Source organism: Mesorhizobium sp. 113-1-2, from assembly GCF_016756475.1.
In the GTDB taxonomy this organism is placed as follows: Bacteria; Pseudomonadota; Alphaproteobacteria; order Rhizobiales; family Rhizobiaceae; genus Mesorhizobium; species Mesorhizobium loti_C.
The window spans coordinates 362,820-388,922 of sequence record NZ_AP023242.1; the positions used below are offsets into that span (position 1 = coordinate 362,820).

The 26,103-nt window shown below is 64.0% G+C and carries 24 protein-coding genes; 12 read left to right on the forward strand and 12 right to left on the reverse strand.

Features of this window, described 5'->3' with window-relative positions:
* Positions 1-101 precede the first annotated feature (101 nt).
* From JN279_RS01640 to JN279_RS01650, 3 genes are all read right to left on the reverse strand, one after another.
* Positions 102-3,581 carry an indolepyruvate ferredoxin oxidoreductase family protein gene (locus JN279_RS01640; protein ID WP_202351821.1) on the reverse strand — a complete coding sequence of 1,160 codons (3,480 nt, stop codon included), beginning with the start codon at positions 3,579-3,581 and terminating at the stop codon, positions 102-104.
* Between the two features lie 217 nt (positions 3,582-3,798).
* Positions 3,799-4,332, reverse strand: a complete 534-nt coding sequence (locus JN279_RS01645) for a hypothetical protein (protein ID WP_096452911.1) — start codon at positions 4,330-4,332, stop codon at positions 3,799-3,801.
* The gene (locus tag JN279_RS01650) at positions 4,325-4,936 is read right to left on the reverse strand and encodes a CGNR zinc finger domain-containing protein (RefSeq protein WP_096452910.1); all 612 of its coding nucleotides are present in this window, start codon (positions 4,934-4,936) and stop codon (positions 4,325-4,327) included. Before JN279_RS01650 ends, JN279_RS01645 begins: the two co-directional genes overlap by 8 nt.
* 142 nt (positions 4,937-5,078) lie before the next feature.
* Here JN279_RS01650 and JN279_RS01655 point away from each other — a divergent pair, with 142 nt between their 5' ends.
* From JN279_RS01655 to JN279_RS01670, 4 genes are all read left to right on the forward strand, one after another.
* Positions 5,079-5,984 carry a branched-chain amino acid ABC transporter permease gene (locus tag JN279_RS01655; protein ID WP_096458377.1) on the forward strand — a complete coding sequence of 302 codons (906 nt, stop codon included), beginning with the start codon at positions 5,079-5,081 and terminating at the stop codon, positions 5,982-5,984.
* A gap of 183 nt (positions 5,985-6,167) precedes the next feature.
* The gene (locus JN279_RS01660) at positions 6,168-6,752 is read left to right on the forward strand and encodes a TRAP transporter small permease subunit (RefSeq protein ID WP_096452909.1); all 585 of its coding nucleotides are present in this window, start codon (positions 6,168-6,170) and stop codon (positions 6,750-6,752) included.
* Positions 6,749-8,542 (forward strand): TRAP transporter large permease, encoded by a 1,794-nt coding sequence (locus tag JN279_RS01665; RefSeq protein ID WP_202351822.1) that lies wholly within the window; start codon positions 6,749-6,751, stop codon positions 8,540-8,542. The genes JN279_RS01660 and JN279_RS01665 overlap by 4 nt, the downstream gene beginning before the upstream one ends.
* Positions 8,543-8,555: 13 nt before the next feature.
* On the forward strand, positions 8,556-9,584 hold the full coding sequence (locus JN279_RS01670; RefSeq protein ID WP_202351823.1) for a zinc-dependent alcohol dehydrogenase family protein: 1,029 nt from the start codon (positions 8,556-8,558) through the stop codon (positions 9,582-9,584).
* Between the two features lie 294 nt (positions 9,585-9,878).
* Here JN279_RS01670 and JN279_RS01675 read toward each other — a convergent pair whose 3' ends face one another.
* A complete protein-coding gene (locus JN279_RS01675; protein WP_096452903.1) occupies positions 9,879-10,988 on the reverse strand; it encodes a TRAP transporter substrate-binding protein in 1,110 nt (369 codons plus the stop codon).
* A 246-nt stretch (positions 10,989-11,234) separates the two neighbouring features.
* On the opposite strand from JN279_RS01675, the gene JN279_RS01680 reads away from it, so the two are divergent.
* Complete coding sequence (locus tag JN279_RS01680; protein WP_244734366.1) at positions 11,235-12,026, forward strand: gamma-glutamyl-gamma-aminobutyrate hydrolase family protein; 792 nt, start codon at positions 11,235-11,237, stop codon at positions 12,024-12,026.
* On the opposite strand, the gene JN279_RS01685 is transcribed toward JN279_RS01680, so the two are convergent.
* The 4 genes from JN279_RS01685 to JN279_RS01700 all read right to left on the reverse strand — a co-directional run bounded on the left by JN279_RS01685 (position 12,027) and on the right by JN279_RS01700 (position 15,474).
* The gene (locus JN279_RS01685) at positions 12,027-12,425 is read right to left on the reverse strand and encodes a hypothetical protein (RefSeq protein ID WP_202351824.1); all 399 of its coding nucleotides are present in this window, start codon (positions 12,423-12,425) and stop codon (positions 12,027-12,029) included.
* Positions 12,426-12,508: 83 nt separating this feature from the next.
* On the reverse strand, positions 12,509-13,492 hold the full coding sequence (locus JN279_RS01690; RefSeq protein WP_202351825.1) for a 2-hydroxyacid dehydrogenase: 984 nt from the start codon (positions 13,490-13,492) through the stop codon (positions 12,509-12,511).
* Positions 13,489-14,511 carry a LacI family DNA-binding transcriptional regulator gene (locus JN279_RS01695; RefSeq protein ID WP_202353617.1) on the reverse strand — a complete coding sequence of 341 codons (1,023 nt, stop codon included), beginning with the start codon at positions 14,509-14,511 and terminating at the stop codon, positions 13,489-13,491. The genes JN279_RS01690 and JN279_RS01695 overlap by 4 nt, the downstream gene beginning before the upstream one ends.
* Positions 14,512-14,589: 78 nt before the next feature.
* Complete coding sequence (locus JN279_RS01700; RefSeq protein ID WP_202351826.1) at positions 14,590-15,474, reverse strand: DMT family transporter; 885 nt, start codon at positions 15,472-15,474, stop codon at positions 14,590-14,592.
* Positions 15,475-15,943: 469 nt separating this feature from the next.
* Here JN279_RS01700 and JN279_RS01705 point away from each other — a divergent pair, with 469 nt between their 5' ends.
* The gene (locus tag JN279_RS01705; RefSeq protein ID WP_202351827.1) at positions 15,944-17,182 is read left to right on the forward strand and encodes a multidrug effflux MFS transporter; all 1,239 of its coding nucleotides are present in this window, start codon (positions 15,944-15,946) and stop codon (positions 17,180-17,182) included.
* Between the two features lie 5 nt (positions 17,183-17,187).
* Here JN279_RS01705 and JN279_RS01710 read toward each other — a convergent pair whose 3' ends face one another.
* The gene (locus JN279_RS01710) at positions 17,188-17,595 is read right to left on the reverse strand and encodes a DUF2000 family protein (protein ID WP_202351828.1); all 408 of its coding nucleotides are present in this window, start codon (positions 17,593-17,595) and stop codon (positions 17,188-17,190) included.
* Positions 17,596-17,646: 51 nt separating this feature from the next.
* Here JN279_RS01710 and JN279_RS01715 point away from each other — a divergent pair, with 51 nt between their 5' ends.
* Positions 17,647-18,519: an AraC family transcriptional regulator gene (locus JN279_RS01715; protein ID WP_202351829.1), complete on the forward strand. Its 873-nt coding sequence runs from the start codon at positions 17,647-17,649 to the stop codon at positions 18,517-18,519.
* On the opposite strand, the gene JN279_RS01720 is transcribed toward JN279_RS01715, so the two are convergent.
* Complete coding sequence (locus JN279_RS01720; RefSeq protein ID WP_096452889.1) at positions 18,520-18,990, reverse strand: MarR family winged helix-turn-helix transcriptional regulator; 471 nt, start codon at positions 18,988-18,990, stop codon at positions 18,520-18,522.
* A gap of 402 nt (positions 18,991-19,392) precedes the next feature.
* Between JN279_RS01720 and JN279_RS01725 the strand changes: the two genes are divergently transcribed.
* Together JN279_RS01725 and JN279_RS01730 are read left to right on the forward strand one after the other, a co-directional pair.
* Positions 19,393-20,463: a CobW family GTP-binding protein gene (locus JN279_RS01725; protein WP_202351830.1), complete on the forward strand. Its 1,071-nt coding sequence runs from the start codon at positions 19,393-19,395 to the stop codon at positions 20,461-20,463.
* Positions 20,464-20,712: 249 nt separating this feature from the next.
* On the forward strand, positions 20,713-21,690 hold the full coding sequence (locus JN279_RS01730) for a WD40 repeat domain-containing protein (RefSeq protein WP_202351831.1): 978 nt from the start codon (positions 20,713-20,715) through the stop codon (positions 21,688-21,690).
* A 2-nt stretch (positions 21,691-21,692) separates the two neighbouring features.
* Here JN279_RS01730 and JN279_RS01735 read toward each other — a convergent pair whose 3' ends face one another.
* Positions 21,693-22,148: a hypothetical protein gene (locus JN279_RS01735; protein ID WP_202351832.1), complete on the reverse strand. Its 456-nt coding sequence runs from the start codon at positions 22,146-22,148 to the stop codon at positions 21,693-21,695.
* Between the two features lie 58 nt (positions 22,149-22,206).
* Between JN279_RS01735 and JN279_RS01740 the strand changes: the two genes are divergently transcribed.
* Positions 22,207-22,638 (forward strand): MarR family winged helix-turn-helix transcriptional regulator, encoded by a 432-nt coding sequence (locus JN279_RS01740; RefSeq protein WP_202351833.1) that lies wholly within the window; start codon positions 22,207-22,209, stop codon positions 22,636-22,638.
* 18 nt (positions 22,639-22,656) lie between these two features.
* Here JN279_RS01740 and JN279_RS01745 read toward each other — a convergent pair whose 3' ends face one another.
* Positions 22,657-23,109, reverse strand: a complete 453-nt coding sequence (locus JN279_RS01745) for a hypothetical protein (RefSeq protein ID WP_096452885.1) — start codon at positions 23,107-23,109, stop codon at positions 22,657-22,659.
* 157 nt (positions 23,110-23,266) lie between these two features.
* Between JN279_RS01745 and JN279_RS01750 the strand changes: the two genes are divergently transcribed.
* Together JN279_RS01750 and JN279_RS01755 are read left to right on the forward strand one after the other, a co-directional pair.
* Positions 23,267-24,649 carry an aspartate aminotransferase family protein gene (locus tag JN279_RS01750; protein WP_202351834.1) on the forward strand — a complete coding sequence of 461 codons (1,383 nt, stop codon included), beginning with the start codon at positions 23,267-23,269 and terminating at the stop codon, positions 24,647-24,649.
* Positions 24,650-24,660: 11 nt separating this feature from the next.
* Positions 24,661-26,061, forward strand: a complete 1,401-nt coding sequence (locus JN279_RS01755; protein ID WP_096452881.1) for a glutamine synthetase family protein — start codon at positions 24,661-24,663, stop codon at positions 26,059-26,061.
* Positions 26,062-26,103 lie beyond the last annotated feature (42 nt).

Sequence of the window (26,103 nt, forward strand, 5' to 3'; positions counted from 1 at the left end):
CTTAAGAAAGGCTTAGAACAGTGACTTCGGCCCGGTTACCGGGGCCCGCAAATGCAGGGCAGACCTGGAAAATCAAGCTTCAGGTAAACAAGGCGTATCCATCATTCGGCGGCCTGAAGTTCCGCCCGCGTCGGCGTGCTCGACAGGCGCGCCAGCAGCCTTTGGCGCTCGCCCGCGGCCTTTTCGGCACTGGCCTGCCGGACATGGCCATAACCGCGGATAAGCGCGGGGACCGAGACGAAAGCAACCGCCGCATCGGCCTTATCAGGCGCCAGCGACCTGGCGACGAGCTCAAGATCGCCCTCATACCGTGCCAAAAGCTGCCGTTCCATGCGTCGTTCAGCGGTGTAGCCGAACAGGTCGAAAACGGTGCCGCGCAGGCCCTTCAGCGCCGCCAGCACGCGAAACCCCTTCATCATCCAGGGGCCGAAGCTCGATTTCCGAGGGCTTCCGTCATTGCCGCGACGGCCCATGATCGGCGGAGCGAGATGGAATTCGAGTTTTTCGTAGCTCTGGAACTGCTTGCCAAGCTCGGCGGCGAAGGAGCCGTCGGTGTAGAGCCGCGCCACCTCATATTCGTCCTTGATCGCCATCAGCTTGAACAGGTTCTTGGCTGCCGCCTCGGTCACAACAGTTGAACCCGGCATGGCCTTCGTTTCTGCCGCCCGCAGCGCGGAAATCCTGTCGGCATAGCGCTTGCCGTAAGCGGCGTTCTGGTAAGCGCTCAGGAAGGCGACACGGCGGGCAATGATCTCGTCCAGCGTCTGTGCGATCGGGGCGGTCTGTCCCGCCTTGCCCGGCTGGGCGACGAGGCCACGCACGAAATCCGGCTGGTGCGCCGCGCGACGGCCCCAGCGGAAGGCGGCGATGTTCATGGCCACCGCTTCGCCGTTGAGCTCGATCGCCTTCTCGACCGCCTCGGCCGACAGTGGCAGGCCGCCATGCTGGAAGGCAAAGCCGAGCATGAACATGTTGGCGCCAAGCGAATTGCCAAACAGCGATGTGGCGGTGCGGGTGGCGTCGAAGAAATGCGCCTTGTCGTCGCCGGCAGCGGTGCGGATCGCCTTCTTCAGGCGCTCTATCGGCAAGGAGAAATCGGCCGAACGGGCAAACTCGCCGGGCATGATCTCGGCGGTGTTGGCGAGGAAGATCGTATGGCCCTCGCGTACCGCCGTCAGCACCTTCTTGGCGCCCGACACCACGAGATCGCAGCCAAGGACGAGATCGGCCTTACCCGCCGAAACGCGGATGGCATGGATGTCGTCCGGCGTGCGCGCGATGCGGACGTGGGTGAACACCGAGCCGCCCTTCTGGGCAAGGCCGGCCATGTCGATCATGCCGCAGCCCTTGTCCTCGAGGTGACCCGCCATACCGAGCACGGCACCGACGGTGACGACGCCGGTGCCGCCGACACCGTCGATGATCGCCGCCCAGCCTTGCTCGCCAAGCGGGAACTCGGCAGGTGTCGGCACGCCGTCGAGCGGATCGGTCTTGCCGGCAAGGCCCTCGGCCTTGCGTATCTTGGCGCCATGCACGGTGACGAAGGACGGGCAGAAGCCGTTGACGCAGGAGAAGTCCTTGTTGCAGCTCGACTGGTCGATCTTGCGCTTGCGGCCGAATTCGGTCTCGACCGGCTGGATCGAGACGCAGTTCGACTGCACGCCGCAGTCACCGCAGCCTTCGCAGACCAGTTCGTTGATGAAGACGCGCTTGTCGGGATCGGGAAAGGTACCGCGCTTGCGGCGCCGGCGTTTTTCGGCGGCACAAGTCTGGTCGTAGAGCAGGATCGACACGCCCTTGACGTCGCGCAGTTCGCGCTGGACGAGATCGAGGTCGTCGCGATGATGGATGGTGGCGCCGGCCGGAAATTCGGCCTTGCCGGCATATTTGTCGGGCTCATCGGTGACGATGGCGATGCGGTCGACGCCCTCTGCCCGCACCTGCCTGGCGATCATATCCACCGTCAGGCCGCCCTCATGCGGCTGGCCGCCGGTCATCGCCACCGCATCGTTGTAGAGGATCTTATAGGTGATGTTGGCTTCGCTCGACAGCGCGAAGCGGATCGCCAGCGTACCGGAATGGTTGTAGGTGCCGTCACCGAGATTCTGGAAGATGTGGCCTCGGTTGGAGAACGGCGCCTGGCCGACCCATTGCGCGCCTTCGCCGCCCATCGCCGTGAAGCCGAGCGTGTTGCGATCCATCCACAGCGCCATGAAATGGCAGCCGATGCCGGCGGCGGCGATGGAGCCATCCGGCACCTTGGTCGAGGAGTTGTGCGGACAGCCCGAACAGAAGAAGGGCGTGCGTGAACCGATGTCGGTGGCGTCCGCCAGCATCGCCTGGAACTGGCGCAATTTCGCCACCCGCGCCGAAATCTCTTCCGACGGGCCGATGGTTTTGACGATCCTTTCGCCAAGGGCGATGGCGATCTCGTTGGGGTCTAGCGCACCCTTGGCCGGGAAAAGCCAATCGCCGCGCTCGTCCTTCTTGCCGACGATGACTGGCTGCGAGGCGGTGCCGTAGAGGCTTTCGCGCAGTTGCACCTCGATCAGCGAGCGTTTCTCCTCGACGACGACGATGGTGTCGAGGCCACGGGCAAAGTCGGCGATGTGGTGGAGGTCGAGCGGCCAAGGGCAGCCGACCTTGAACAGCCGCACACCGATGCGGTTGGCGGCGGCCTCGTCGATGCCGATATCCTCCAGCGCCTGGCGGACGTCGAGATAGCTTTTGCCGAGCGTGATGATGCCGAGCTTGGGGTTGCGGCCGCCCGAATAGACGATGTGGTTCAGCCCATTGGCGTGGATGAAGGCGGAAGCCGCGGCACGCTTGTATTCGTGCAGCCGCTCCTCCTGGCCCAGCATGTCGATCTCGTGACGGATGTTGAGCCCGCCCGGCGGCATGTCGAACTCCGGCACGACGATGTTGAGCCGTTCGAGCGAGGCATCGACCGAGGCCGTCGATTCTATGTTGTCCTTGACGCATTTGATCGCCGCCCAGGTGCCGGCGAAACGCGACATGGCAAAGCCGTACAGGCCGTAGTCGATGATCTCCTGGACGCCGGCCGGGTTGAGGATCGGCACCATGGTGTCGACGAAGAGGAATTCGGTGGCATGCGCATTGGTCGAGGATTCGGCCATGTGGTCGTCGCCCATCAGGGCAAGCACACCGCCATGCTTGGACGAGCCGGCGAGATTGGCGTGGCGGAACACGTCGCCGGAACGATCGACGCCCGGGCCTTTGCCGTACCAGACGGAAAAGACGCCATCATGGGTGCCCTCGCCCAGAAGCTCGGTCTGCTGCGATCCCCAGCAGGCTGTGGCGGCAAGCTCCTCGTTGAGGCCGGGCTGGAAAACGATATCGGCCCCGGCGAGCTGCTTCTTCGCCTTCCACAGCTGCATGTCGAGGCCGCCGAGCGGCGAGCCGCGATAGCCGGAGACGAAGCCGGCCGTGTTGAGGCCGGCGCGACGGTCGCGCTCGCGCTGCATCAGGAGCATGCGGATGACCGCCTGCGCGCCGGACAGGAAGATGCGCTCCTTTCCGAGATCGAACTTGTCGTCGAGCGCGACATCATGCAGCGTCATCAGGCATTTCCTCTGCGAAGGCCGCGCGGGGAAGCGGCCAACGTCGGGATCGGATGACGCATCCTTTCTCCCCTTGCAAGTGAGGTCAAACAAAATCGCAGGGGCCAGGCAACGCGCAACAAACAGTCCGATGGGCGCCGGACCACGCATGAAACCACGCGCCGACAGTGCTGCTGCGCACGAAAATTCCGGCCGGAATCGCTGCTGTCGGAAGGTGTCAGCCGGCTTTCGAGCAGTCCGGCTTCGGCTCGCCCGGCAGCTTGCCGTCGGGATGGCCGGCGAGGTCGGGGTTGGCCGTATAGAGCTGATCCATGACCAGCGGCCGGTCGGGCAGGATCGACTGGTCTTCCGTCGACATCAGTGTGGTGTCGATTTTCTGCAAGATCGCGCCGTCGGCGCCCTTGATGCTGATGGCGATGGCATAGGGCTTGTTCTTGACGATGCAGGTCAGGGCCGGGCTTTCCAGGCTCACCTTGTCAAGCTTCGGCCAGACTTTCTGCTCGACCACCAACGGTGCGCCGCCGGCTGGGTTCTGGAAGCTGGCAACCGCCACCTGACCCTCGCCCATCGGCTGCAAGGGCCGCAGCGTCACGACGTAAGTCGCCCTGGCGAGACGGTAATTGAAGACGAAAATCTTGCCGGAAACCTCGAACAGCTTGCCCTCGCCGCCAGTGTCGCGGCAGGCGCCGAGGGTCGCGGCGGCAATCAACAAGGCGCCGGCAACGAGCGCGCGTGAAACTCCTCTAGGCATCCTTGACCTCATGGGCCGCCATGCGGCGGCGGCGATAGTGACGACTTGCCTTCTGTCGGTTGCCGCACACCGCCATGTCGCACCAAAGGCGGCTGGAATTGCGGCTTCTGTCGACGAACAGCCAGGTGCAGTTGGGACAGATCCTCAGCCTCGCGACGGTGTCGTTGCGCAGCAGCGAAAGCGCCGAGACCGCCAGCGCCGCCTCAAAGGCGATCGGCGCCAGGGGATCACCGAACGGCCTTCCCGGCGCGCCGATCTCGGTCCGGCTGCCGGCCAGGCCCGCCGCACAGGCATGCAGGAAATCAGGCAGGTCGGCGGTGGAAACCGCGCCCTTCGCCACCGCGCCGCGAAACAGCCGGTCGGTCGTCTCGCGGATCGACAGCACTATCGGAGCGATTGCCGTCGGCGAAGACACCGTCAGCCGCCGGTCGCCGAGTTCGGCGGCGCGAAAGCCGCTGGCTGCATCGGCAAAGCGGGCGATTTCGGCCGGATCGTCGAAACGGTCGAACGTGCGCTCCGGATCGCCACGCAGCACGACGGTGTTCGCCGTATCAAGCGCGAGCAAGCCGCCGGTGAAGCGGTGTGGGGTCCAGGCAACCGTCATGCCACAAAATCTAACCGATAAATCGCATTTGACAAGTTAGATTCGACGATGCAAACCTCCGATGCGCACGGTATCGTGGCCTTGTCTCGAGCATTCCGTCGTCCCAAACCCTCTGGGCGAGATGCTTCTGGTGTTGTTGAGCATGCTCTATTTCCTCCAGCAGGTGCTGAACGGGCTGCATTCGGGCGCGCTCTACGCGCTGCTCGCCTTCGGCTACGTGCTGATCAACGGCATCCTGCACCGCACCAACCTCGCCTATGGGGCGCTGTTCGCCTTCTGCGGCCAGGCAATGATCCTGAGCGTCGCCTTCGGCTACCAGGTGCTGTGGCTGACGCTGCTGGCGTCGGTGCTGTTCGGCGTGGTGGCGGCATTCCTGTATGCCGCGCTGATCAGCCATGTCCTGTCGCGCAGCGTCTTTGAACCGTTGGCCGACCGCTCGCCCAACGCCATCGTGGTGACGACGCTCGGCATCCTGATCGTCTTGTCGGAAGCAAGCCGTATCGCGGCCGACACGCATGATCTGTGGCTGCCGCCAATGCTGGCACAGCCCATCGTCTTCGCCGAAGGCGCCGGCTTCAAGGCGACGCTGACGCTGATCCAGGTGCTCGACTGCGCGGTGGTGCTGTCAGCGGTCGCACTTGCCACATCTGCGTTTGCCCGCTCCAACTTCGGCCGGCGCTGGCGCGCTGTCTCCGACGATCCACGCGCCGCAGCCCTGTGCGGTGTCGATGTGCGAAGCGTATTCCGGCATGCCGTGCTGCTCGGTGGCTTCTGCGCCGCGCTGGCCGGCGTCATGGCCAGCCTCTACTACGGCAATGTCAGCTTCGGCTCCGGCCTCGTCTACGGCCTGAAGATCCTGTTCGTGACGGCGGTCGGCGGCTATCTCTCACCGCCACGGGCAGCACTCGGCGCAGCAGCCTTCGGCATGGCCGAATCATTGTGGGCCGGCTATTTTCCGCTCGAATGGCGCGACGCGTGGATGTATCTGTTCCTTGTGGCCATGCTGATCCTGATCGGCGCCGGCCGCGACACCAGCAAGGTCGTCTGAACCATCAGACTTTGGTTGTATGACGCCGGGGCAGACTGCCCTTGTCCGGCCCCGCCCTTCATCCAATCCCGTTTTGCCGCTCCCATCCGTGTTGACCCGTCCGGCCACGCACGGCATACCGTTGGGCCACGCGGCGTGACGGCAGGGGGAGCCGGCACGCCTTCGGTACAAAGGGAGGACTGCATGGAAGGGCCGCTCGCTCTGTCGCGGGGCATCGACCGCCTCAATGAATTCATCGGCAAATCGGTATCCTGGCTGATCCTGCTGGCGATCCTGGTGAGCGCGGCCAACGCCGTAATCCGCAAGCTCTTCGACATTTCGTCGAATGCCTGGCTGGAGCTGCAATGGTACCTGTTCGGCGCCGCCTTCATGCTGGCTGCCGCCTATACGCTCAAGCAGAACGAGCATATCCGCATCGACATCGTCTACGGCCTGTTTTCACGCCGCGTGCAGCACTGGATCGACCTTCTCGGCCATCTCCTCTTCCTGATGCCGTTCGTGACGCTGATGGTGTTCTATTTCGTTCCCTACGTATCCCTGTCGTTCCGCAGCGGCGAGATGTCCAACAACTCCGGCGGGCTCATCATCTGGCCGGCCAAGGCCATCCTGCTGGTCGGCTTTTTCCTGCTCGCGCTGCAGGGCATTTCCGAAATCATCAAGAAAATCGCCATCATGCGCGGCGACATGGACGACCCCAATCCGTTCATATCGGCACATGAGCAAGCCGAACTCGAAGCCAAGGCATTGGCCGACGAGGTGCGCTCATGATGGAATTCATCGCCCAGAACATGGCACCGATCATGTTCGCCTCGCTGATCATCTTCCTGCTGATCGGCTACCCCGTGGCCTTCTCGCTGGCCGCCAACGGCTTGATGTTCTTCTTCATCGGCGTGCTCCTCTCGCCCTATTCTGGTGGATCGATCAACCTCGCCTGGCCGCTTCTGCACGCACTGCCGGATAATTTCTACGGCAGCAGGGTGATGTCGAACGACACGCTGCTGGCCATTCCGTTCTTCACCTTCATGGGCATCGTGCTCGAACGATCCGGCATGGCCGAGGACCTGCTCGACACGATCGGCCAACTGTTCGGGCCGATCCGCGGCGGCCTTGCCTACGCAGTCATCTTCGTCGGCGCGCTGCTGGCGGCGACCACCGGCGTGGTGGCGGCATCCGTCATCGCCATGGGTCTGATCTCGCTGCCGATCATGCTGCGCTACGGCTACGACCGCCGGCTGGCTGCCGGTGTCATCGCGGCATCCGGCACGCTTGCCCAGATCATCCCGCCCTCGCTGGTGCTGATCGTGCTTGCCGACCAGCTCGGCCGCTCGGTCGGCGACATGTATGCCGGCGCACTGATCCCGGGTCTGGTGCTGACCGGCCTCTACGCGCTCTACATCCTGATCATGTCAATCGTCCGGCCGAAGTCGGTGCCGGCTCTGCCGCTCGAGGCCCGTACGCTCGGCCACGGCGTTCTGTCGTTGCTGGTGGCGCTGGTGGTGGCGGTGGCTATCTCCTATGCCGCGTATCGCTATCTCGCCCCAACCCATGGCGACAATGCCGACATTCTCGGCGCCACCGTAGGGGTGCTCTTCATCTATATCGTGGCAATTGCCGACAAACGCCTGAACTTCAACATGATGTCCAGGCTGGCGCAGCAGGTGGTCATCGTGCTGATTCCGCCGCTGGCGCTGATTTTCCTGGTGCTTGGCACCATCTTCCTCGGCATCGCCACGCCGACCGAAGGCGGCGCCATGGGCTCCGTCGGCGCATTGATCATGGCAGCGGCAAAAGGCCGGCTGTCGCTGGACGTTATCAAGCAGGCGCTGACCTCGACGACGCGGCTGTCGTCCTTCGTGCTGTTCATCCTGATCGGCGCGCGCGTCTTCTCGCTGACCTTCTACGGCGTCAACGGCCACATCTGGGTCGAACACCTGTTGACCTCGCTGCCGGGTGGCGAAGTCGGCTTCCTGATCGGCGTCAATTTCCTCGTCTTCTTCCTGGCCTTCTTCCTCGACTTCTTCGAGCTGGCCTTCATCATCGTGCCGCTGCTGGCGCCGGCAGCCGACAAGCTCGGCATCGACCTGATCTGGTTCGGCGTGCTGCTCGGCGTCAACATGCAGACCAGCTTCATGCACCCGCCCTTCGGCTTCGCGCTGTTCTACCTGCGCTCGGTCGCCGCCCGCGTGCCCTATCTCGACCGCCTCACCGGCAAGCAGATCGCGCCGGTGACGACCGGCCAGATCTATTGGGGCGCGGTGCCCTTCGTCCTGATCCAGGTGGTGATGATCGGACTGACCATCGCCTTCCCGCAAATGGTGATGCGCTACAAGGGCACGGCGATCGATCCGGGCACGATCGACTACAAGGTGCCGGATGCGCCCGGCCTGTCACCGCTCGGTACACCGCCGGCTGGTGGCACGGCCCCTGCCAATGGCGGCAGCGCACCGGCCGCGCCTGGCACGCCGGACCTGTCGCAACCGCCGAGTTTCGGCGATGCGCCGCCGTCCAAGCCAGCGACACCGGCGCCAGACCTTTCGCAGCCGCCGAGCTTCAACTGATGGGGACGACGCCATGAAAGCGGTGCGGCTGGAGGCGGTGGGCAGCATAGCGCTGCGTGAGGTGGACAAACCTGTCCCCGGCCCGGATGAGCTTCTGGTGCGGATCGAGGCCTGCGGTGTCTGCGGCACCGACCGCCACCTCTTCCATGGCGAATTCCCCTGCCGGCCGCCGGTGACACCCGGGCATGAATTTTCCGGCATCGTCGAGGCGGTCGGCAACACCGTCTCCGGCTTTGCCGTCGGCGACCGTGTCACCGGCGATCCCAACATCGCCTGCGGGCGATGCCCGTATTGCCATGCCGGCCGGGTCAATCTCTGCCGCAATCTCAATGCCATCGGCATCCACCGCGATGGCGGCTTTGCCGAGTATGTCGTGCTGCCGCAGAAACAGGCTTTCATCCTGCCCGCCGACTTGCCGCCAACGCATGGCGCGTTCTGCGAGCCGCTCGGCTGCTGCCTGCATGGCGTCGACCTTGCCGAGATCAGGCCGGGCAGTTCGGTGATCGTGCTGGGCGGCGGCGTGATCGGCCTGCTCACCGTGCAACTGGCGCGGCTGGCCGGCGCCACGACCATCATCCTGTCGACCAGGCAGGCCTCGCGGCGCGCGCTCGCCGAGGAACTCGGCGCGACAGCGACGGTCGACCCTACAGCCGGCGATGTCATCGATGCCGTTGCCGGACCGGCGGGCCTGATGCCAGGCGGCGTCGACGTGGTGTTCGAATGCGCCGGCGTGCGCGACACCGTCGAGCAGTCGATGCGGCTGGCGAGAGCCGGAGGCACGGTCGTCATCGTCGGCGTGACGCCACAAGGCATGAAGGCGGAATTCGAGCCCTTTGGCCTGCTGTTTCGGGAATTGAAGGTGGTCGGCTCGTTCCTCAATCCCTATACGCATCGCCGTGCCGCCGAGCTGATCGCGTCGGGTGCGATCGAGATCGACCGGCTGATCTCCAGGCAGGTGCCGCTCGAAGAGGCGGCCGATGTGATCGCCAATCCGCCGGCGGCCGGCGAGGTCAAGGTGCTGGTGGTGCCAGGCCGGAGCTGAACTACCCGGGCAGGGCGCTTCAGTTCGCTTCTCGTCCAAGCGTTGGCGCTGCCCCTCATCTGGCTACCGCCATCTTCTCCCCGTGAACGGGGCGAAGGGCGCCTCATCGATGGCTTCGCCAATCACCAGCGTTGCAGAAATAGCGCCGACGCCCCGGCCAGCTTCTTTCTCCCTGTTTACGGGGAGAAATGCCCGGCAGGGCAATGAGGGCGGCGCAAACGCTTGTAGTTGGTCGCGTCGCCAGCCGAATAGGGCCCGGATCAGTTCTCCGGGCCCCTCGTCGGCGGGGCTGTCCTACAGCTTGCCGTTGCGCTGCTGGACCATCATGAAGGTGTCGTAATTGTACTCAGCCACCTGCGCCCAAAGATAGTGCTCCTTGCGGAAGCCCTTGATCGATTCCCAGATCTTCTTGAACGGCGCGTTCGAGGCCTCCATTTCGGCATAGACCTCGTTGGCCTTCTCAAAGCAGGCGGCCATGATCTCCTGGCTGAACGGACGCAGTTTGGCGCCGCCGGCCACCAGCCGTTTCACCGCTGGAGGGTTCACATAATCGTATTTCTGCAGCATGTCGGCGTCGGCGGCTTGCGCCGCGGTGCGCAGCAGCGACTTGTAAGCCGGCGAAAGTTCCTCGTATTTCGCTTTGTTGAACATCAAATGGACGGTCGGGCCACCTTCCCACCAGCCGGGATAGTAGTAATAGGGCGCGACCTTGTAGAAGCCGAGCTTCTCGTCGTCATAGGGGCCGACCCATTCGGCGGCGTCGATGGTGCCTTTCTCCAGCGCCGGATAGATGTCGCCGCCGGCGATCTGCTGCGGCACGACGCCAAGTTTCTGCACCACCTTGCCGGCGAAGCCGCCGATGCGCATCTTGAGGCCGGAGAGGTCAGCGACGGTGTTGATCTCCTTGCGGAACCAGCCGCCCATCTGGACACCGGTGTTGCCGCCCGGCAGGCCAAAAAGACCTTGCGTGGCGAGGAACTCGTTGAACAGGTCGATGCCGCCGCCATGGTAGTGCCAGGCATTCATGCCGCGTGCGTTGAGCGAAAAGGGAACCGCGGCGCCGAGCGCCCATGTCGGGTCCTTGCCCCAGTAATAATATGCCACCGTGTGGCAGGCCTCGACCGTGCCGGCCGTGGTGGCGTCGGCGGCCTGCAGGCCGGGCACGAGTTCGCCCGCGGCAAAGACCTGGATCTGGAAATTGCCGTCGGTGGCTTCCGACAGCATCTTGGAGAACACCTCGGCGCCGCCATAGATGGTGTCGAGCGATTTCGGGAAGGACGAGGCAAGCCGCCATGTCACCTTGGGATTGGACTGGGCGATTGCCGGGGCGGCAAGCGTTGCCGCCGCCGCCGCGGCGCCGACGCCGGTCACGCCGGCCTTGCGAATGAATGAACGACGATCCATGCAGTTCCTCCCTTTTGGATCAACAGACCGACATTCGGGAAATCCTCGGGCTCCCGCATCGGTTGGCAGAAACAATACACGGGCGAGAAGTCTAGTCCAGCACGGCGGCCGGATTTGGTAACCAAGCCATGCGACCCTGCAACTATAGTCTAACAGCGGATTTGGTGGCCCATGCGACACGCTGAAACTTGCCATGGAAAAACCACAGCGGATCGCCTATTTTGAAGGCAGGATATCCCTTGCCAGATGGAAACCAGAGCCAAAATGCAGCAGCCGCTCGTCGCCATATCGACCGACGTCCGTCAGTTCGACAACTACACCTGGCATGCCGCCCCGCAGCAATATCTGGAAGCCGCGATCACTGGAGCGGGCGTGTTCCCGCTGCTGGTGCCGTCGTTCGGCGACAGGCTCGACTTCGACGAACTCCTGTCCTCGGTCGACGGCGTCATGGTCACCGGCTCGAAATCCAACGTGCACCCCTCGCTCTACGGTGGCGATGCCAGCGAAGCCAACGGTCCCTATGATCCGGCGCGCGACGCCACCACGCTGCCGCTGATTCGCCGGGCGATCGAGCGCGGCGTGCCGCTGCTCGCCATTTGCCGCGGCATCCAGGAATTGAACGTCGCGCTCGGCGGCACTCTGGGCACCGAGATCCAGGAGCGCGAGGGTTCGCTCGACCACCGCGCACCGGTGAGCGACAAACAGGATGAGCGCTTCGTCATCCACCAGACCATTTCGATCAAGCCGGGCAGTTGCCTGGCCGGCGTGTTCGGCGCCGGCGAGATCAAGGTCAATTCCTTGCATCGCCAGGCGATCGACCGGCTGGGTTCGAAGCTTGAGATCGAGGCTGTCGCCACTGACGGAACGGTCGAAGCGGTTTCGGTCAAGGGCGCCCGCGCCTTCGCCGTCGGCGTCCAGTGGCATCCGGAATACTGGGTCAACTCGGACAGCAACTCGGCCAAGATCTTCCGCGCCTTCGGGGATGCCGTGCGCTTGCACGCCGCCGCGAAGGCCGGTGCGCGGGCCGCCGCGGAGTAATCAGTCGTCAGTCTTGCGGTCGCCCGCCAGCGACAGCAAGGGCGTGGCTGGCGCATAGGATTCGTAACCGTCGCCATCCGCCACGGCGAAGGTGACAATCGGATCGACGCCGTTGGCGCTGAAGGCCACCGTGCCGTCATTCTGGTCACGCCAAAACTTTGCCCGCTCTATGCCAGGCAGCAGACGACGGCATGTCGGAGCGACGGTAAGCAGGGACAAGCCATCCGAAATCGAAGCGCCCCGCGTCACCGCGCAGGCTCCCTGGTCGCCATTGGCGACCAGCCTGTAGCTGTTGGACGGCGTGACCTCTTCGGCGACGCTTTCCCCATTGCCGCCATGAAACAGCTGGGCGCCCCCAAACAGGGCGGTGATTGCAACAAAGGCGGAAAGCACTCTCATCGTTCTTCATCCATGCCCGCGCACAGGATGAACAATGATTCCAAAGGGTTAAGCCGACGTTAATAAATGTGGCAGCCTGGCACTCAGCCGGGAGCCTTGACGTGCGCCGTCTCCGGCACCGGCGTCAGCGACCGGCGCTCGGTGAACCAGGACACCAGATTGTCGACGCACAGATCGGCCATGGCGCGGCGTGTGTGCTCCGAAGCCGAGCCGACATGCGGCAACAGAGAGGTGTTTGGCGCGTCGAGCAGCGCCTTGGGCACGTTCGGTTCGTCGGCGAAGACATCGAGCCCGGCGGCGGCGATGGTGCCATCGGCGAGCGCCGCCGCAAGGGCCGCCTCGTCGACCGTGCTGCCACGGCCGATATTGACGAAGACGCCGTTGGCGCCTAGCGCCGACAGGATCTCGGCATTGACCGCCTTCTGCGTCGAAGCGCCACCGGGCGCCACCGAAATCAGCGTGTCGACCGCTTGGGCAAGGCCCTTCAGCGTCGAATGGTACTGGTAGGCAAGCCCTTCGACACGGCGCCGGTTATGATAGGCGATCGGCAGGCCGAACGCCTCAAGCCGCCGGGCAATGGCCTGCCCGATGCGGCCCATGCCGAAAATGCCGACGCGGCGCGCGCGCAAGGTCAGCCGGGTCAGCGGATAGTTGCCCTTGCGCACCCAACTGCCGTCACGCAGCCAGTTTTCCGCGCGTGGCAGGTCACGGATCGTGTTGATCAGCAGCCCGATCGCGGTATCGGCGACCTCCTCGGTCAGAACGTCGGGCGTGTTGGTGACCATGATGTTCTTCGCCGCGGCGTGGCCGACATCGACCGAATCATAGCCGACGCCGAAGGAAGCGATGACTTCGAGATTGGGCAGCGCGTCCATCATCGCCGCGCTGATGCCGGCAAAGGAGGCAATGCCACGCACCGTGCGGCGCATCTCCTCGGTGACCAGCGCCGGATCGGCGCGCTCGATGCTGACCTGCTTGAAGGTGCGATCGATGCGCCTGACGGCATGGTCGCTGAAGTCAGCCGGCACCAGAATGGCGACGGCTTGCAGCTGTTCGGCTTTGGTCATGCACGCTCCACCGGCTTGCCGGTCGACTGGCGCACATGCAGTTCCGGCTTGATCAATTCCTGCGAGGGCCGCACCGTCTGCCCGTTGAGCTTGTCGAGCAGCGCGCTGGCGGCGCGGCGGCCGACCTCGCGCTGGCCGTTCCAGACGGTGGTCAGCGCCGGTGTGGCGATCGCCGCCTCCTCGAGATCGTCATAGCCGGTGACGGAAATGTCGATGCCCGGCACCAGCCCGGCGCGCGCAATGCCGTTCATCAGGCCGATGGCGACGAGATCGTTCCAGCAGCAAGCCGCGGTCGGTCTGTCCTTCAGCGCCAGGAACTGCCCGGCCGCCTCGAAGCCGGCCTGCTTGGTGCGCGGGCCGGCGATGCGCCAGGACGGCCTGACTTCGAGCCCTGCCGCCTCCATGGCGTTGACATAGCCCTGGTAGCGGTCGCGGCCGGTCGAGGTCTGGTCGGTGCCGCCGATCATGGCGATGCGCTTGTGGCCAAGCGAGATCAAATGGTTGGTGGCAAGCCCGGTGCCATAGGAATCGTCGCCGCGAAACACCGGCACGTCGGCGCCCTCGACGGTGCGCGCGATCAGCACCGCCGGCAGGCCGTTTTCCTCGGCCATCAGGATGTCCGAAGCCGGGGTGCCGATGGCCGGCGACATGATGACGCCGTCGGCGCCGAGCTGCAGCAGCGTGTCGATGAAGGTGCGCTGCTTTTCGAGCTGGTCGTAGTGGTTGGACAGGATGAAGGTCTGCCGGCTGCGGTCGAGCTCGCTTTCGATCGAGCGCAGGATCTCGGCGAAGAACGGATTCATGATGTCGTGCACGACGACGCCGACAATGCCCGAGCGCGAAGTGCGCAGGCTGGCGGCGCGGCGGTTGTAGATATAGCCGATGGCGCGCGCATGTTCCTTGATGCGGTCGCGCGTCGAGCCGGCCACCAGCGGGCTGTCGCGCAGCGCCAGGGACACGGTGGCGGTGGACACGCCGAGCGCATCGGCGATCGTCGAAAGCTTGATTTTTTGTGCCAGCGCCTTGCGCCCCCCGAACGACCTGAATTCCGACCTAAACTGTTTAAAGGCGGCGTTATGCCACCGATCGGGGGCAAATCAAAGTTTTTTTGCCAGCGCTTCGGCCTCGACATCGGAGGCCGCGCGGCTCTGCAGCCGAAGCCGGTGCTCGCGATGGACGATATAGAGGCCGCTGACGACGATGATGGCGGCGCCGACCAGCGTCCAGCGATCCGGGAACTGCTTGAAGACGATCCAGCCGGAAATGATCATCCACACCATCTGCGAATAGGGATAGGGCGCCAGGGCCGTGGTCGTCGCCAGCCTATAGGCTTGCACCAGCAGCCAGTGTCCGACACCGCCGAACACGCCAAGCATGAGCAGCACGAACCAATGCCAGCCATCATGCGGCAGCGAGAAGGAAAACGGCAGCAAGGGCAAAAGCAGCACCACGGGCGCCAGCGCCGAGAACAGGATCAGGCTTTCCGGCGTCTCGGTCGACGACATGCGGCGTGTCATGATGACATAGAAGCAGTTCGACAGCATCGAGCCGAGCGCGAAAAGATGGCCGATGCCGAAGACGCCGACACCCGGCCTTGTGATGATCAGGACCCCGGCGAAGGCAGCCAGAATGGCCAACCAACGCCGCCAACCGGCCCACTCGCCGAGCAGCGGGCCGGCTAGGGCCGTGATCACCATCGGCCCGAAGAAATAGATCGACGTCGTCTCGGCCAGTTGCAGGGAGCGCAGGGCCAAGATGTTGCACATGGTCGAGCCGAACAGGAACACACCGCGCAACACATGCGCCGGCAGGCTGACCGGGCGAAACCGCATGGGTTCGCGCCAGCCGCGCAGCAGCGTGCCGACCAGCACGACATGCACGGCAAAACGCACCCAGGCGACGATCAGCGCGGAGACGCCGGCCAGGACGAGATATTTGCTTGAGGTGTCGAGGAAGGTGAAGAAGACGTAGGTGGTAAGCATGCACAGGATCGCCACCGGCGGCGTCGCGCTCTCGACATATCTTTGGGAAGCATTCACTTGCAGGCCGGGGAAAAGCGGGGCTGAAGCCCACCTTTGCGGGAATTGTCGCTTGCCGGCAAGCCAAAAGCGTCTGGCACAACAAGACGCGCCGACAGGCTTAGAGCAATTCACCATTTCACTCTTGTTCCTGGAATTGCTCCGGCAGACCACATGCATGGCTCTGTTGCCGATCGACGTCCGAGCGCGTGTTGCCTTGACGACATGCACCTTTTGCGCCTAGCTCTGGTGCCATGAACATCGCAATGACTTTGATCATCGTAAGGGAGCGCATGGGCAGGATGGTGTAACCATCCGGCGAAAGCACCCATGCGCGGTAAGCAGGCTCCTGACGGGGCCTTTTTTTATGCCCGGAATTTGGGCCGCCCCGTCAGACCCTCCCTTCAATCCCACCGACAAGGCGAGCGAGATCATGGCGAGCGATAACCCCATTCGGAGTCCGGGCACGGACATGCTCGAGACAACGGTCGTCCCCAAACCCGTTGCTCCGCCCCGGCTAATTACCCTTATCCTGCTTTCGGCTCTTGCCGTGCTGCCGGTGAACATGATTTTGCCGTCGCTGCCGAACATTGCCGCAACGTTCCAAGCTGATTTCGCATTGGTCAATCTGTCGGTTGCCGGCTTTGCGATCATCACCGCCGTCATAGAGGCCATCGGGGGCGCACTATCGGACCGATTTGGGCGCAGGCTGGTCGTCTTGATATCCCTCTCGATCTTCGTCGCGGCGTCCATCGGCTGCGCTCTGGCTCCCAATATCGGCACTTTCCTTCTGTTTCGCGCGATGCAGGCGTGCATCGGCCCCTGCTATTCGGTCGCCTTGGTCATCATCAAGGAGACATCGGACGAGCGCGAAGCCGCCAGCAAATTCGGTTACCTCGCCATGGGGTGGGCGCTCGCGCCCATGGTCGGTCCTTTGTTTGGCGGGTCGCTGGACGAGCTGTTCGGATGGCGTTCAAGCTTCGTGGTCTTTGCGATCCTCGGGATAGCCGCCTTCGCCCTGTCCATGCGCGAGATCAGAAGAATTCCATTACCGAGATCGAACAGGAACTACCTTGCCTCCTATGGGCTGCTCCTGGGTTCAGCGCGGTTCTGGGCCTACACGTTGTGCATGGCCGCCTCGATGGGGGTGCTTTATGTGTTCCTGGGCGGAGCCCCATTGGTCGTCGGCGACGCGCTCGGTGGATCAAGTGCGAAGCTCGGCCTTTACATGGGATTGGTTCCAACCGGCTTCATTCTCGGCAGCTATCTGGCCGGGCGCTACGCCGCGAAGACCTCGCTCGGCGCCACGCTTGTCTTTGCGCGCCTGCTGACCTGCGCTGGCCTGTTGGCCGGTCTGGTCCTGTCAAGCTTGGGCATCGCGCACGTCCTGGCCTTCTTTGGACCTTGCCTGTTCATCGGCGTCGGCAATGGATTGACCATGCCTGCCGCCAACAGCGGCGCCTTGTCGGTGCGACAGGATCTGGTCGGCACCGCCGCAGGACTGGCCGCCGCAATGCGGATCGGCGGCGGGGCACTCATAGCCGCCATCGCCGGCCTGTTCCTGGCAGGGTCGATCCCTGCGCTGTTGGTCACGATGCTGATATCGGCGGCACTCGCATTGCTGGCGGCACTGTATGCCGCTCATCTCGATCGGCGGCAGCCAGCTGGTTGAAATCCTTATGTGTGCATACGGGCGCCCTTGGTGATCTTGTCGACCACCTTCTTCTCGGCACGCAGCGCGATGCCGACCACCTTGGCGTCTTCCGGCGCGAATTGTGCAAAGACAGCGCGGTTGGCGGCGTCGAAGCCGGTGGAAAACATCTCCTCGACATAGAGGGAGGTCGTCACGCCGCGCTCCAGCGCGCGCCGGTGGATGGTGGCCAGCGCCGCCTGGTCGGCGGACAGCACGATGACAGGCTGGATCGACAGCGGATTGTAGAGGTTGCCGGAGCGGTCGCGATAGGGCTCGCCGATGATGTCAGGAAACTGCGCGACGACGCCGCTGGTCAGGAAGGCGGTGACGTTGAGTTTCTGCCAGACGGGCAAGTCTTCCCGCAGCACGATTGCAAACTTCGTATCAAACATGAAAAATGGGCCATTCAAGGCTGCGCCCCGATGTCGGGGCTGAAGGAGACGATGTCGCACGATCTAGGCCGCCAGGCCTTCGAGGGTCTTGGACGTTTGTGCACCGATGCGGCGGAGAACTGCATCATCTCCGCTCCCGACCCTGCGGGCATGGAGCGGATCGAGGCGCGGTTTCAAGGCAGCGCCTTCGATTTGCATCGTCATGACACCTACGCGATCGGGGTGACGCTTCAGGGCGTGCAGACCTTTCGCTATCGCGGCGCGACGCGGCTAAGCCTGCCCGGCCAGATCATCGTGCTGCATCCCGACGAATTGCATGATGGCGGCGCCGGCACCGAGGATGGGTTGCGCTACAGGATGCTCTATCTCGAACCGTCGCTGATGCTGGATTGCCTTGGTGGCGCTTCTCTGCCGTTCGTCGGGGATGCCGTGGTGAAGGATGACGCCTTCTGCGCCACGCTGCTTTCGGCGCTGGGGCCGCTGCAGCAGGAACTCGACGAGCTGTTCGTCGACGATTTTCTCACGCAACTGATGCGAAGCCTGGCGCGCCATGCCGGCCAGCCGGAGAAGCCGATGGCCAGAACGGCGTGGCGGGCGGCCGCGCTGGCGCGGGACTATTTGACGGAGAACGCAACGCGGCCCGTGCGATCCGGCGAACTGGAGGCCATCACCGGGCTTGACCGCTATGCCTTATCGAGGCATTTCCGCGCGGCCTTCTCGACCAGCCCGCATCGTTTCCTGGTGATGCGCCGGCTTCAGCGCGCGCGGCGGATGATCACCGCCGGCGAACCGCTGGCGCAGATCGCGGTCGAGGCCGGCTTCACCGACCAGAGCCACTTCAACAGGCAATTCAAGAAAGCGTTCGGCATGACGCCGGGACGCTGGTCCTCGCTGATCCGGGACTCGGCCCCAGCGGCGGCCTGATCAGTCGTCCGACTCGGCGTCGTCGTCGATCAGCTCCAGCTCCTCGTTGGAGAGATTGGCCTCGATGCGGGCCAGCAGTTTGAACAGCGCCTTCTGGTCCTTCTTGTCGAGGCCTTTCAATGCCTGCTTTTCGGTCTTCTTCACCGACTTCTCGATGGCGCGGATGGTCTCGCGGCCGCTGTCGGTGAGGAAGATGTGCGCCTGGCGGGCATCGGCCTCGGAGGCGCGCTTTTCCAGAAAACCCTGCGCCTGCAACCGGTTGATGGTCTTGGTGATGGTCGGCGGGCGCACGCCAAGGCGACCGGCAAGATTGCCCGGCGTCTGGCCATCCTCGCGGTCGAGCGCCAGCATGATCTGGTCCTGGCCGGCATAGAAGCCATGCGCCAGAAGCCGGGCCGCCAGCGCGGTTCTTGCCAGCCTGGCCGCCGAATGCAGCCGGCTCATTGTTGCAGTCTTGTCCGCCTTGGCCATGGTTCATCCCTCTTCGGCCATACCGGTAGCGACAGCATAGACGCAGCCGGCCGGTTGGCAATCGACGATAAAAAGAATCCGGCGCGTGAAACAGCTTTGCCGGCAAGCATTGCGGTGCCCGCCGTGGCTAATGCCAGATGTTTATTTCAGTTAGATGACAAACGACTTTTGGCCGCACAGGAATCGCCGCAAGGACGAGGCGCGCATGGCATGAGATGCGCTTTGCTCGCCACAAAGGCGCACTTCCGCAGTCATCCGGCACGCCGATATCCCAGTGGCCGGGCCGAGAGCTTTGGCCCATCGGTTTGCCCCGTGCAAAAGCCCCGCACACATCCTATATGGAGCCGACAATCCCTTTTTCGCGGCCTGGATTTCAAGGCCCAGTCATTTTCGAGGCAAGCCATGAGCGACGCACAGACGCAGATCCCCGTAACCGTTCTCACCGGCTATCTCGGCGCCGGCAAGACGACGCTGCTCAACCGCATCCTGTCGGAGAATCATGGCAGGCGCTACGCGGTCATCGTCAACGAATTCGGCGAGATCGGCATCGACAACGACCTCATCGTGGAATCCGACGAGGAAATCTACGAGATGAACAATGGCTGCGTCTGCTGCACGGTGCGCGGCGACCTGATCCGCGTCGTCGAAGGCCTGATGCGCCGGCCCGGCCGTTTCGACGCCATCGTCGTCGAAACCACCGGCCTCGCCGATCCAGTGCCGGTGGCGCAGACCTTCTTCATGGATGACGATGTGCGCTCCAAGACCAAGCTCGATGCGGTGGTGGCGCTGGTCGACGCCAAGCATTTGCCGCTCAGGCTCAAGGATTCCAAGGAAGCCGAGGACCAGATCGCCTTTGCCGATGTTGTCGTGCTCAACAAGACCGATCTGGTCACCCCGGAAGAGCTGGCCAAGGTCGAAGCGACGATCCGCGCCATCAATCCGGCGGCCAGGATCCACCGCACCACGCGCGCCGGCGTCGCCCTGTCGGAAGTGCTCGACCGCGGCGCTTTCGACCTGTCGCGGGCGCTGGAAAACGATCCGCATTTCCTCGAGGCGCATGACGATCATCATGACCACGATCATGATCATCACGACCATGATGGCCACGATCACCATGATCATGACGGGCATGATCATCATCATCACGACCACGCGCATCCTTCCGACATCCACGACGTGACGGTGCAGTCGGTGTCGCTGCGCGGCGGCGAGATGGACCCGAAGAAGTTCTTCCCATGGATCGAGAAGATCACCCAGATGGAAGGCCCCAACATCTTGCGGCTGAAGGGCATCATTGCGCTCAAGGGCGATGACGAGCGCTACGTCATCCAGGGCGTACACATGATCATCGAGGGTGACCACCAGCGTGCCTGGAAGGACGGCGAGAAGCATGAGAGCCGGCTGGTGTTCATCGGCCGCGAGCTCGACGCCGAGCGGCTGAAGAAGAGTTTTGACGCCTGCCAGGCGGCTTGATTTCCTGACTTTATGGCGCTAGCGCTGCCCCTTCTTCCTTCTCCCTTTGTGGGAGAAGGTGGCCTCGCGTAGCGAGGTCGGATGAGGGGTGTTTCAGCTTGGCAATGACGGCGCTCCGTCACCCACCCCTCAACCGTCTCGGCGCTACGCGCCGATCCACCTTCTCCCACAAGGGGAGAAGGCGGCGCCACACCTGGCCGCGCTGGCGGCTTCTTGGGGTTGGCGACAAATTTCATTGGAATGGTTCTGATGCCCACAGTTGCCCCTCTCGATCTCGATGGCCATTGCGTAGCCGCCGTCTTCCTCGGCGACGTGCCGCATTTCGCGCTGGCTGACGGCGCCGTCCACCGGCTCGACAATGGCCACAAGACGGTGCAAGCCAATGACGGGCTGCTTGCCGCCTTCCACGACGCGGCCAACGACCGGCTGATCACTGGCGGCGAGGACGGCAAGGTGTTCGCCGTGAAAGTCGGCGGCGATCTCAGCGAACTGGCGAACGCCGGCAAGAAATGGATCACCAGCGTTGCCGCGGGGCCGCAAGGCGCCATCATCGCCTATGCCACGGGCAAGACCGCCTTCGTGCGCTTCGCCGATGGCAAGACAAGGGAATTTGCCCATCCGCGTTCGGTCGAGGGGCTGGCGTTTTCGCCCAAGGGCATGCGCTTCGGCGTCGCCCGCTACAATGGTGCGACGCTGCATTTCCCGGCCGCCGAGGGCAAGCCGGTGGAACTCGAATGGGCCGGCGCCCACACCGGCATCACCTTCTCGCCGGACGGCGCCTTCCTCGTCACCACCATGCAGGAAAACGCCTTGCATGGCTGGAAGCTCGCCGACGGCAAGCACATGCGCATGACCGGCTATCCCGGCAAGGTGAAAAGCTTGTCATGGAGCGCCAAAGGCAAATGGCTGGCGAGTTCCGGCGCGCCGGCGGCGATCGTCTGGCCGTTTTCGGGCAAGGACGGACCGATGGGCAAGGCGCCGCTGGAACTCGGCACGCGAGGCAACACGATGGTGACCTCAGTCGCCTGCCATCCAAGCCAGGATGTCGTGGCGATCGGTTATGAGGACGGCATGGTGATCGCCGCGCGCTTCGCCGACGCCAAGGAAGTACTGTTGCGCCGGCAAGGCAAGGGCGCCATCACCGCGATGATGTGGGACAAGGAAGAACGCCGCATCGCCTTCGGCAGTGCCGCCGGCGACTGCGGCGTCATCGACATCACGGCCTGAACTCACCGCGCCCGCGCGGCCAGCCGAACAGGTTTCCGCCGCAGCGACAGACCATCGCGCATGTTGAGCGACAGCAGTGCGATGTTCGTTGCGCCGGCCAGCAGTTCGATCGCCTGGACGATTGTGAAAAGGCTGTCGAAGCGACCGGCCGTGGCAAAGCTGCTGAGCAGGAAGGCGGACGGCACCAGCACCAGCAATCCGTTGGCGGCGATGATGCGCATGCGCCACTTCTTGCGTGCCACGACCGGACTCTTCCAGCCCTTGCCGAGTGAAAAGCCCGACGCGCCGACAATGATCATCGCCGGGATGAGCACCGCCATGCCGACCAGCACAGAGTTTTTGACCATTGTGATCGCGGCCGTGTCGCCGAGCAGTTCAACCGTGGCCGTCGACAGCCAGAAAGCAGACACCGTGATGAGCGCGACGGCGCCCGCCGCCGCATGAATTCTGGTTTTCATTTTCATAGCAAGCTATATATCATTGCATAGCATGCTATTCAACTATTATCTGGCAAGCATGGCATTTCAGAAGGAACGATCCGCCGGATTCCTGGCCAACCACATGGCACGGTTGTTTGCCAACGGGCTGCAGCAGCGCATCCGGCCACTCGGCCTGGCGCCCGCCCAGTTCATGACGCTGCTGGCGCTGTGGGATGAAGATGGCCTGACGCAACGCGAACTCGTGCAGCGTCTCAACGTGGAACAAGCGACGATGGCCAACACACTGATCCGCATGGAGCGTGACGGCTTGATCGAACGACGCCTGCACCCCGAAGACGGACGCTCGCAGTCGATCCATCTCACAGCGAAAGCCGTTGGCCTGCGCGAGCCGGCGACACAGGCCGCGCGTTCACAGAACGAGGCGGCGCTGGCCGGCTTCAGCGAGGACGAGCGGTTGATGTTTCTCGACCTGATGCGGCGCGCCATCGCCTCGATGCAGTCGGGCTGACACAACCGGTCGGCGAGCCTACTCAGCCCCGCACGACACCTTGCCCGTCAACTCCGCCGGCTTGCCGTCCTTGTCCGTGTCGGCGGCATTGTCATAGACGGCAAGCGTGTACTGCCCGTCATAGACGCCTTCGTCGCTGGCCTTGGTCAGGATCGTCAGTTCGACCGAATTGAAGGTGTTTGCCGCTTCGTACTCGCGGTAGATGTTCAGCCGCAGCTCCTTGTCGTCCAGCCAGTACTGGGTCAGGTTGGAATCCTCGAACACCGTCTTGCGCAATCCATCGCCAGCCGGCCTCGCCTTGATTTCGAGATCGCCGCGAAAGTTGAAGGTCGGGCCACCCATGCCTCTGGTGACGCCGGCGCCGACGTCGAACGTCACCGCCGTATCGTCGACATTGCACCAGATGCCGCCTGAGGCGAAGGCCGTGCCGGCCGACGACAGCAGCATTGCCGCACAGATGATCGTGCGCATTTTTGTCCTCCCACCTCAACGCCCGCACACATTGGCGCTGACTTCGGCAGCACGGTCAAGCGTCGCCGGCAAAGGCTGAGCCAATGCAGGGCGGGCGCGCGGCCAATTGCAGTTGCGGAGGTGGATTGGCTAAGAGGTACGCACGAGAGGGGTTTTCATGCACAGCAGCGACAGTTCAAAGACGTCCATCGGCGGCATCAGCCGCGAGCGCATCGCACAATTGCGCGAAACGGAAGGGGCGGCCTTCCGCAAGGCGCGGCCGAAATCCCAAGCCAAGGTCGGCAACGGCCTGCCCGGCTTTTTCGGCGGCGTTCCGATGCACTGGATGAACGACTGGCCAACGCCGTTTCCGATCCTCGTCGAGAGTGCCCGGGGCGCTGCGATCACTGACATAGACGGCAACAGACTCGACGATTTCTGCCTTGGCGACACCGGTTCGATGTTCGGCCACTCGCCACCGCCGGTGGCGCGCGCCATCCGACGCCAGGCCGGGCGTGGCCTGACCTATATGCTGCCTTCGGAAGACGCGCTTGCCATCGGACCACTGCTGCAGCAGCGTTTCGGCCTGCCGTTCTGGCAGATCGCGACGACGGCGACCGACGCCAACCGCTTCGCGCTGCGCGTGGCCCGTGCCGTCACCGGGCGCGAGAAAATCCTGGTCTTCAACGGCTGCTACCACGGCTCGGTCGACGAGACGATGGTGCGGCTGATCGACGGCAAGCCGGTCAACCGGCCGGGACTGGCGGGCGAGTTCCGCGACCTGACCCGCACGGCCAAGGTGATCGAGTTCAACGATGTTGCAGCACTTGAGGCCGCGCTCAAGGACAGGGATGTCGCCTGTGTCATCGCCGAACCGGTGCTGACCAATTCCTGCATGGTGCTGGCCGATCCCGGCTTCCATGACGCGCTGCGCAGGCTGACGCGCGCGGCCGGCACACTGCTTTTGATCGACGAGACGCACACCATCTCGACCGGCCCCGGCGGCTACACCAGGAAATACGGGCTGGAGCCGGACTTCTTCGTGCTGGGCAAGCCGATCGCCGGCGGCGTGCCGGCAAGTGTGTGGGGCATGAGCGACGAGGTCGCCTCGCGCTACGCCGACTACAACAGGACCAAGGAGCCCGGCTATTCCGGCATGGGCACGACGCTTTCGGCTAACCCGCTGCAGTTTGCTGCCATGCGCGCCACGCTGGAAGAAGTGATGACGCCGGAGAATTATGACCGCATGGACCATCTGGCGCGGCGTCTGGATGCCGGGCTGACCGGGGTGATCGACCGTTATCGCCTGCCCTGGCATGTCGCCCGTGTCGGCGCCCGCGTCGAATTCATCTGCGCACCCGGCCCGTTGCGCAACGGCGCGCAAGCCGAGACCGCGCATGCGCCGGAGCTGGAGGCCGCCATCCATGTCGCGCTGGTCAATCGCGGCGTGCTGATCGCGCCCTTCCACAACATGATGCTGATCTCGCCGGCAACCACCGGCACCCAGGTCAACCGGCTGATCGCCGCCTTCGGCGCGGTTGCGGCAAAGCTTGCGGCATGAGACAAGCGGCCATGGACAATGCCATTGTGACCTCGCCTTCAGGGTCGTCGCCCGCCGAAGCGCAAGCCTTTCTCGACGCCCATCCCGAGATCGAAGCCTTCGATATCGTGCTGACTGATGCCAATGGCGTCGGCCGCGGCAAGATCGTGCGCCGGCATGAGCTGAAAAGCATTTTCGAGGGCGGCCGGCACATGCCGATCTCCATTCTCGGCCTCGACATCACAGGCGAGGACGTGCACGAGACCGGGCTGATCTGGACGACCGGCGACGGCGACCTCCGGGCCTGGCCGATCCCCGGCACGCTGGTGCCGCTCTACGGCACCAATCCGCCGCGCGGCCAGGTGCTGATGGCGATGTATCATCTCGATGGCCAGCCCATGTCGTCGGACCCGCGGCTGGCGCTGGCCCGGCAGGTCGACATATTGGCGGCCAAGGGGCTTTACCCGGCCGGCGCCTTTGAACTCGAATTTTTCCTGCTGGCCAATGAGCGCGATGCCGAGGGCAAGGTGCAGCCGGCGCGCGCGGTGCTCGACGGCCGTGTCTCGGGCAAGACGGAGGTCTATTCCGTCGACCATCTGCACGGCATGGAGCCGCTGTTCTCCGACATCTATGCCGCGGCCAAGGCGCAAGGTATTCCGGCCGAGACGGTGATATCGGAATATGCGCCGGGCCAGTACGAGCTGACGCTGAACTACCGCAAGGATGTGATGCGGGCAGCCGACGACCTCGTCATGCTGAAGCGACTGGTGCGGGCACAGGCGCGCCGCCATGGCGTGACCGCCTGCTTCATGGCCAAGCCGATCGAGAAATATGCCGGCTCGGGCATGCATTTCCACGTCTCGCTGCAGGACAAGGCCGGCCGAAACGTCTTTGCCGAGGCCGGCGGCGAGAGCTGGTCGCTGCCCCTGCTGCAAGGGCTCGGCGGGCTGATCCAGACGATGGCGGAATCGATGCTGGTGTTTGCGCCGCACGCCAATTCCTGGCGGCGCTTCGTCTCGCAATCCTATGCGCCGGTGGCGCCGACGTGGGGTGTCAACAACCGTTCGGTGGCGCTGCGCGTGCCGGCGGGCGACGCCAAAAACCGGCGCATCGAGCACCGGCCGTCGGGCGTCGACGCCAATCCCTATCTGATCGCAGCGACGGTGCTCGCCGGCATCATCAAGGGCCTCGACGAAGGCCTCGATCCTGGCCCTGAAACGACCGGCAATGGCTATGAGGCTGCGGTGACGCGGACGACGATGCCGGCCGATTGGCGCGCGGCAATCGAAGCGGCCAAGGCGTCCAGCTTCCTGAAAGGCGCGCTTGGCGAGGACCTGCACCGCACCTTCGTGGCGATCAAACAGTCCGAGTATCTGCGCGTGGCGCGCACGGTCAGCGAACTGGATTATCATCTCTACCTACACGAGGTGTGACGACCTTGTGATGGGCGGCGATCACTTTTTCGCCGCTACGTC

Excerpts from the sequence above, each read along its gene's own strand:
- JN279_RS01640 (WP_202351821.1), bottom strand. The coding sequence starts at position 3,581 with ATGACGCTGCATGATGTCGCGCTCGACGACAAGTTCGATCTCGGAAAG.
- JN279_RS01645 (WP_096452911.1), bottom strand. The coding sequence starts at position 4,332 with ATGCCTAGAGGAGTTTCACGCGCGCTCGTTGCCGGCGCCTTGTTGATT.
- JN279_RS01650 (WP_096452910.1), bottom strand. The coding sequence starts at position 4,936 with ATGACGGTTGCCTGGACCCCACACCGCTTCACCGGCGGCTTGCTCGCG.
- JN279_RS01655 (WP_096458377.1), top strand. The coding sequence starts at position 5,079 with ATGCTCTATTTCCTCCAGCAGGTGCTGAACGGGCTGCATTCGGGCGCG.
- JN279_RS01660 (WP_096452909.1), top strand. The coding sequence starts at position 6,168 with ATGGAAGGGCCGCTCGCTCTGTCGCGGGGCATCGACCGCCTCAATGAA.
- JN279_RS01665 (WP_202351822.1), top strand. The coding sequence starts at position 6,749 with ATGATGGAATTCATCGCCCAGAACATGGCACCGATCATGTTCGCCTCG.
- JN279_RS01670 (WP_202351823.1), top strand. The coding sequence starts at position 8,556 with ATGAAAGCGGTGCGGCTGGAGGCGGTGGGCAGCATAGCGCTGCGTGAG.
- JN279_RS01675 (WP_096452903.1), bottom strand. The coding sequence starts at position 10,988 with ATGGATCGTCGTTCATTCATTCGCAAGGCCGGCGTGACCGGCGTCGGC.
- JN279_RS01680 (WP_244734366.1), top strand. The coding sequence starts at position 11,235 with ATGGAAACCAGAGCCAAAATGCAGCAGCCGCTCGTCGCCATATCGACC.
- JN279_RS01685 (WP_202351824.1), bottom strand. The coding sequence starts at position 12,425 with ATGAGAGTGCTTTCCGCCTTTGTTGCAATCACCGCCCTGTTTGGGGGC.
- JN279_RS01690 (WP_202351825.1), bottom strand. The coding sequence starts at position 13,492 with ATGACCAAAGCCGAACAGCTGCAAGCCGTCGCCATTCTGGTGCCGGCT.
- JN279_RS01700 (WP_202351826.1), bottom strand. The coding sequence starts at position 15,474 with ATGCTTACCACCTACGTCTTCTTCACCTTCCTCGACACCTCAAGCAAA.
- JN279_RS01705 (WP_202351827.1), top strand. The coding sequence starts at position 15,944 with ATGGCGAGCGATAACCCCATTCGGAGTCCGGGCACGGACATGCTCGAG.
- JN279_RS01710 (WP_202351828.1), bottom strand. The coding sequence starts at position 17,595 with ATGTTTGATACGAAGTTTGCAATCGTGCTGCGGGAAGACTTGCCCGTC.
- JN279_RS01715 (WP_202351829.1), top strand. The coding sequence starts at position 17,647 with ATGTCGCACGATCTAGGCCGCCAGGCCTTCGAGGGTCTTGGACGTTTG.
- JN279_RS01720 (WP_096452889.1), bottom strand. The coding sequence starts at position 18,990 with ATGGCCAAGGCGGACAAGACTGCAACAATGAGCCGGCTGCATTCGGCG.
- JN279_RS01725 (WP_202351830.1), top strand. The coding sequence starts at position 19,393 with ATGAGCGACGCACAGACGCAGATCCCCGTAACCGTTCTCACCGGCTAT.
- JN279_RS01730 (WP_202351831.1), top strand. The coding sequence starts at position 20,713 with ATGCCCACAGTTGCCCCTCTCGATCTCGATGGCCATTGCGTAGCCGCC.
- JN279_RS01735 (WP_202351832.1), bottom strand. The coding sequence starts at position 22,148 with ATGAAAACCAGAATTCATGCGGCGGCGGGCGCCGTCGCGCTCATCACG.
- JN279_RS01740 (WP_202351833.1), top strand. The coding sequence starts at position 22,207 with ATGGCATTTCAGAAGGAACGATCCGCCGGATTCCTGGCCAACCACATG.
- JN279_RS01745 (WP_096452885.1), bottom strand. The coding sequence starts at position 23,109 with ATGCGCACGATCATCTGTGCGGCAATGCTGCTGTCGTCGGCCGGCACG.
- JN279_RS01750 (WP_202351834.1), top strand. The coding sequence starts at position 23,267 with ATGCACAGCAGCGACAGTTCAAAGACGTCCATCGGCGGCATCAGCCGC.
- JN279_RS01755 (WP_096452881.1), top strand. The coding sequence starts at position 24,661 with ATGGACAATGCCATTGTGACCTCGCCTTCAGGGTCGTCGCCCGCCGAA.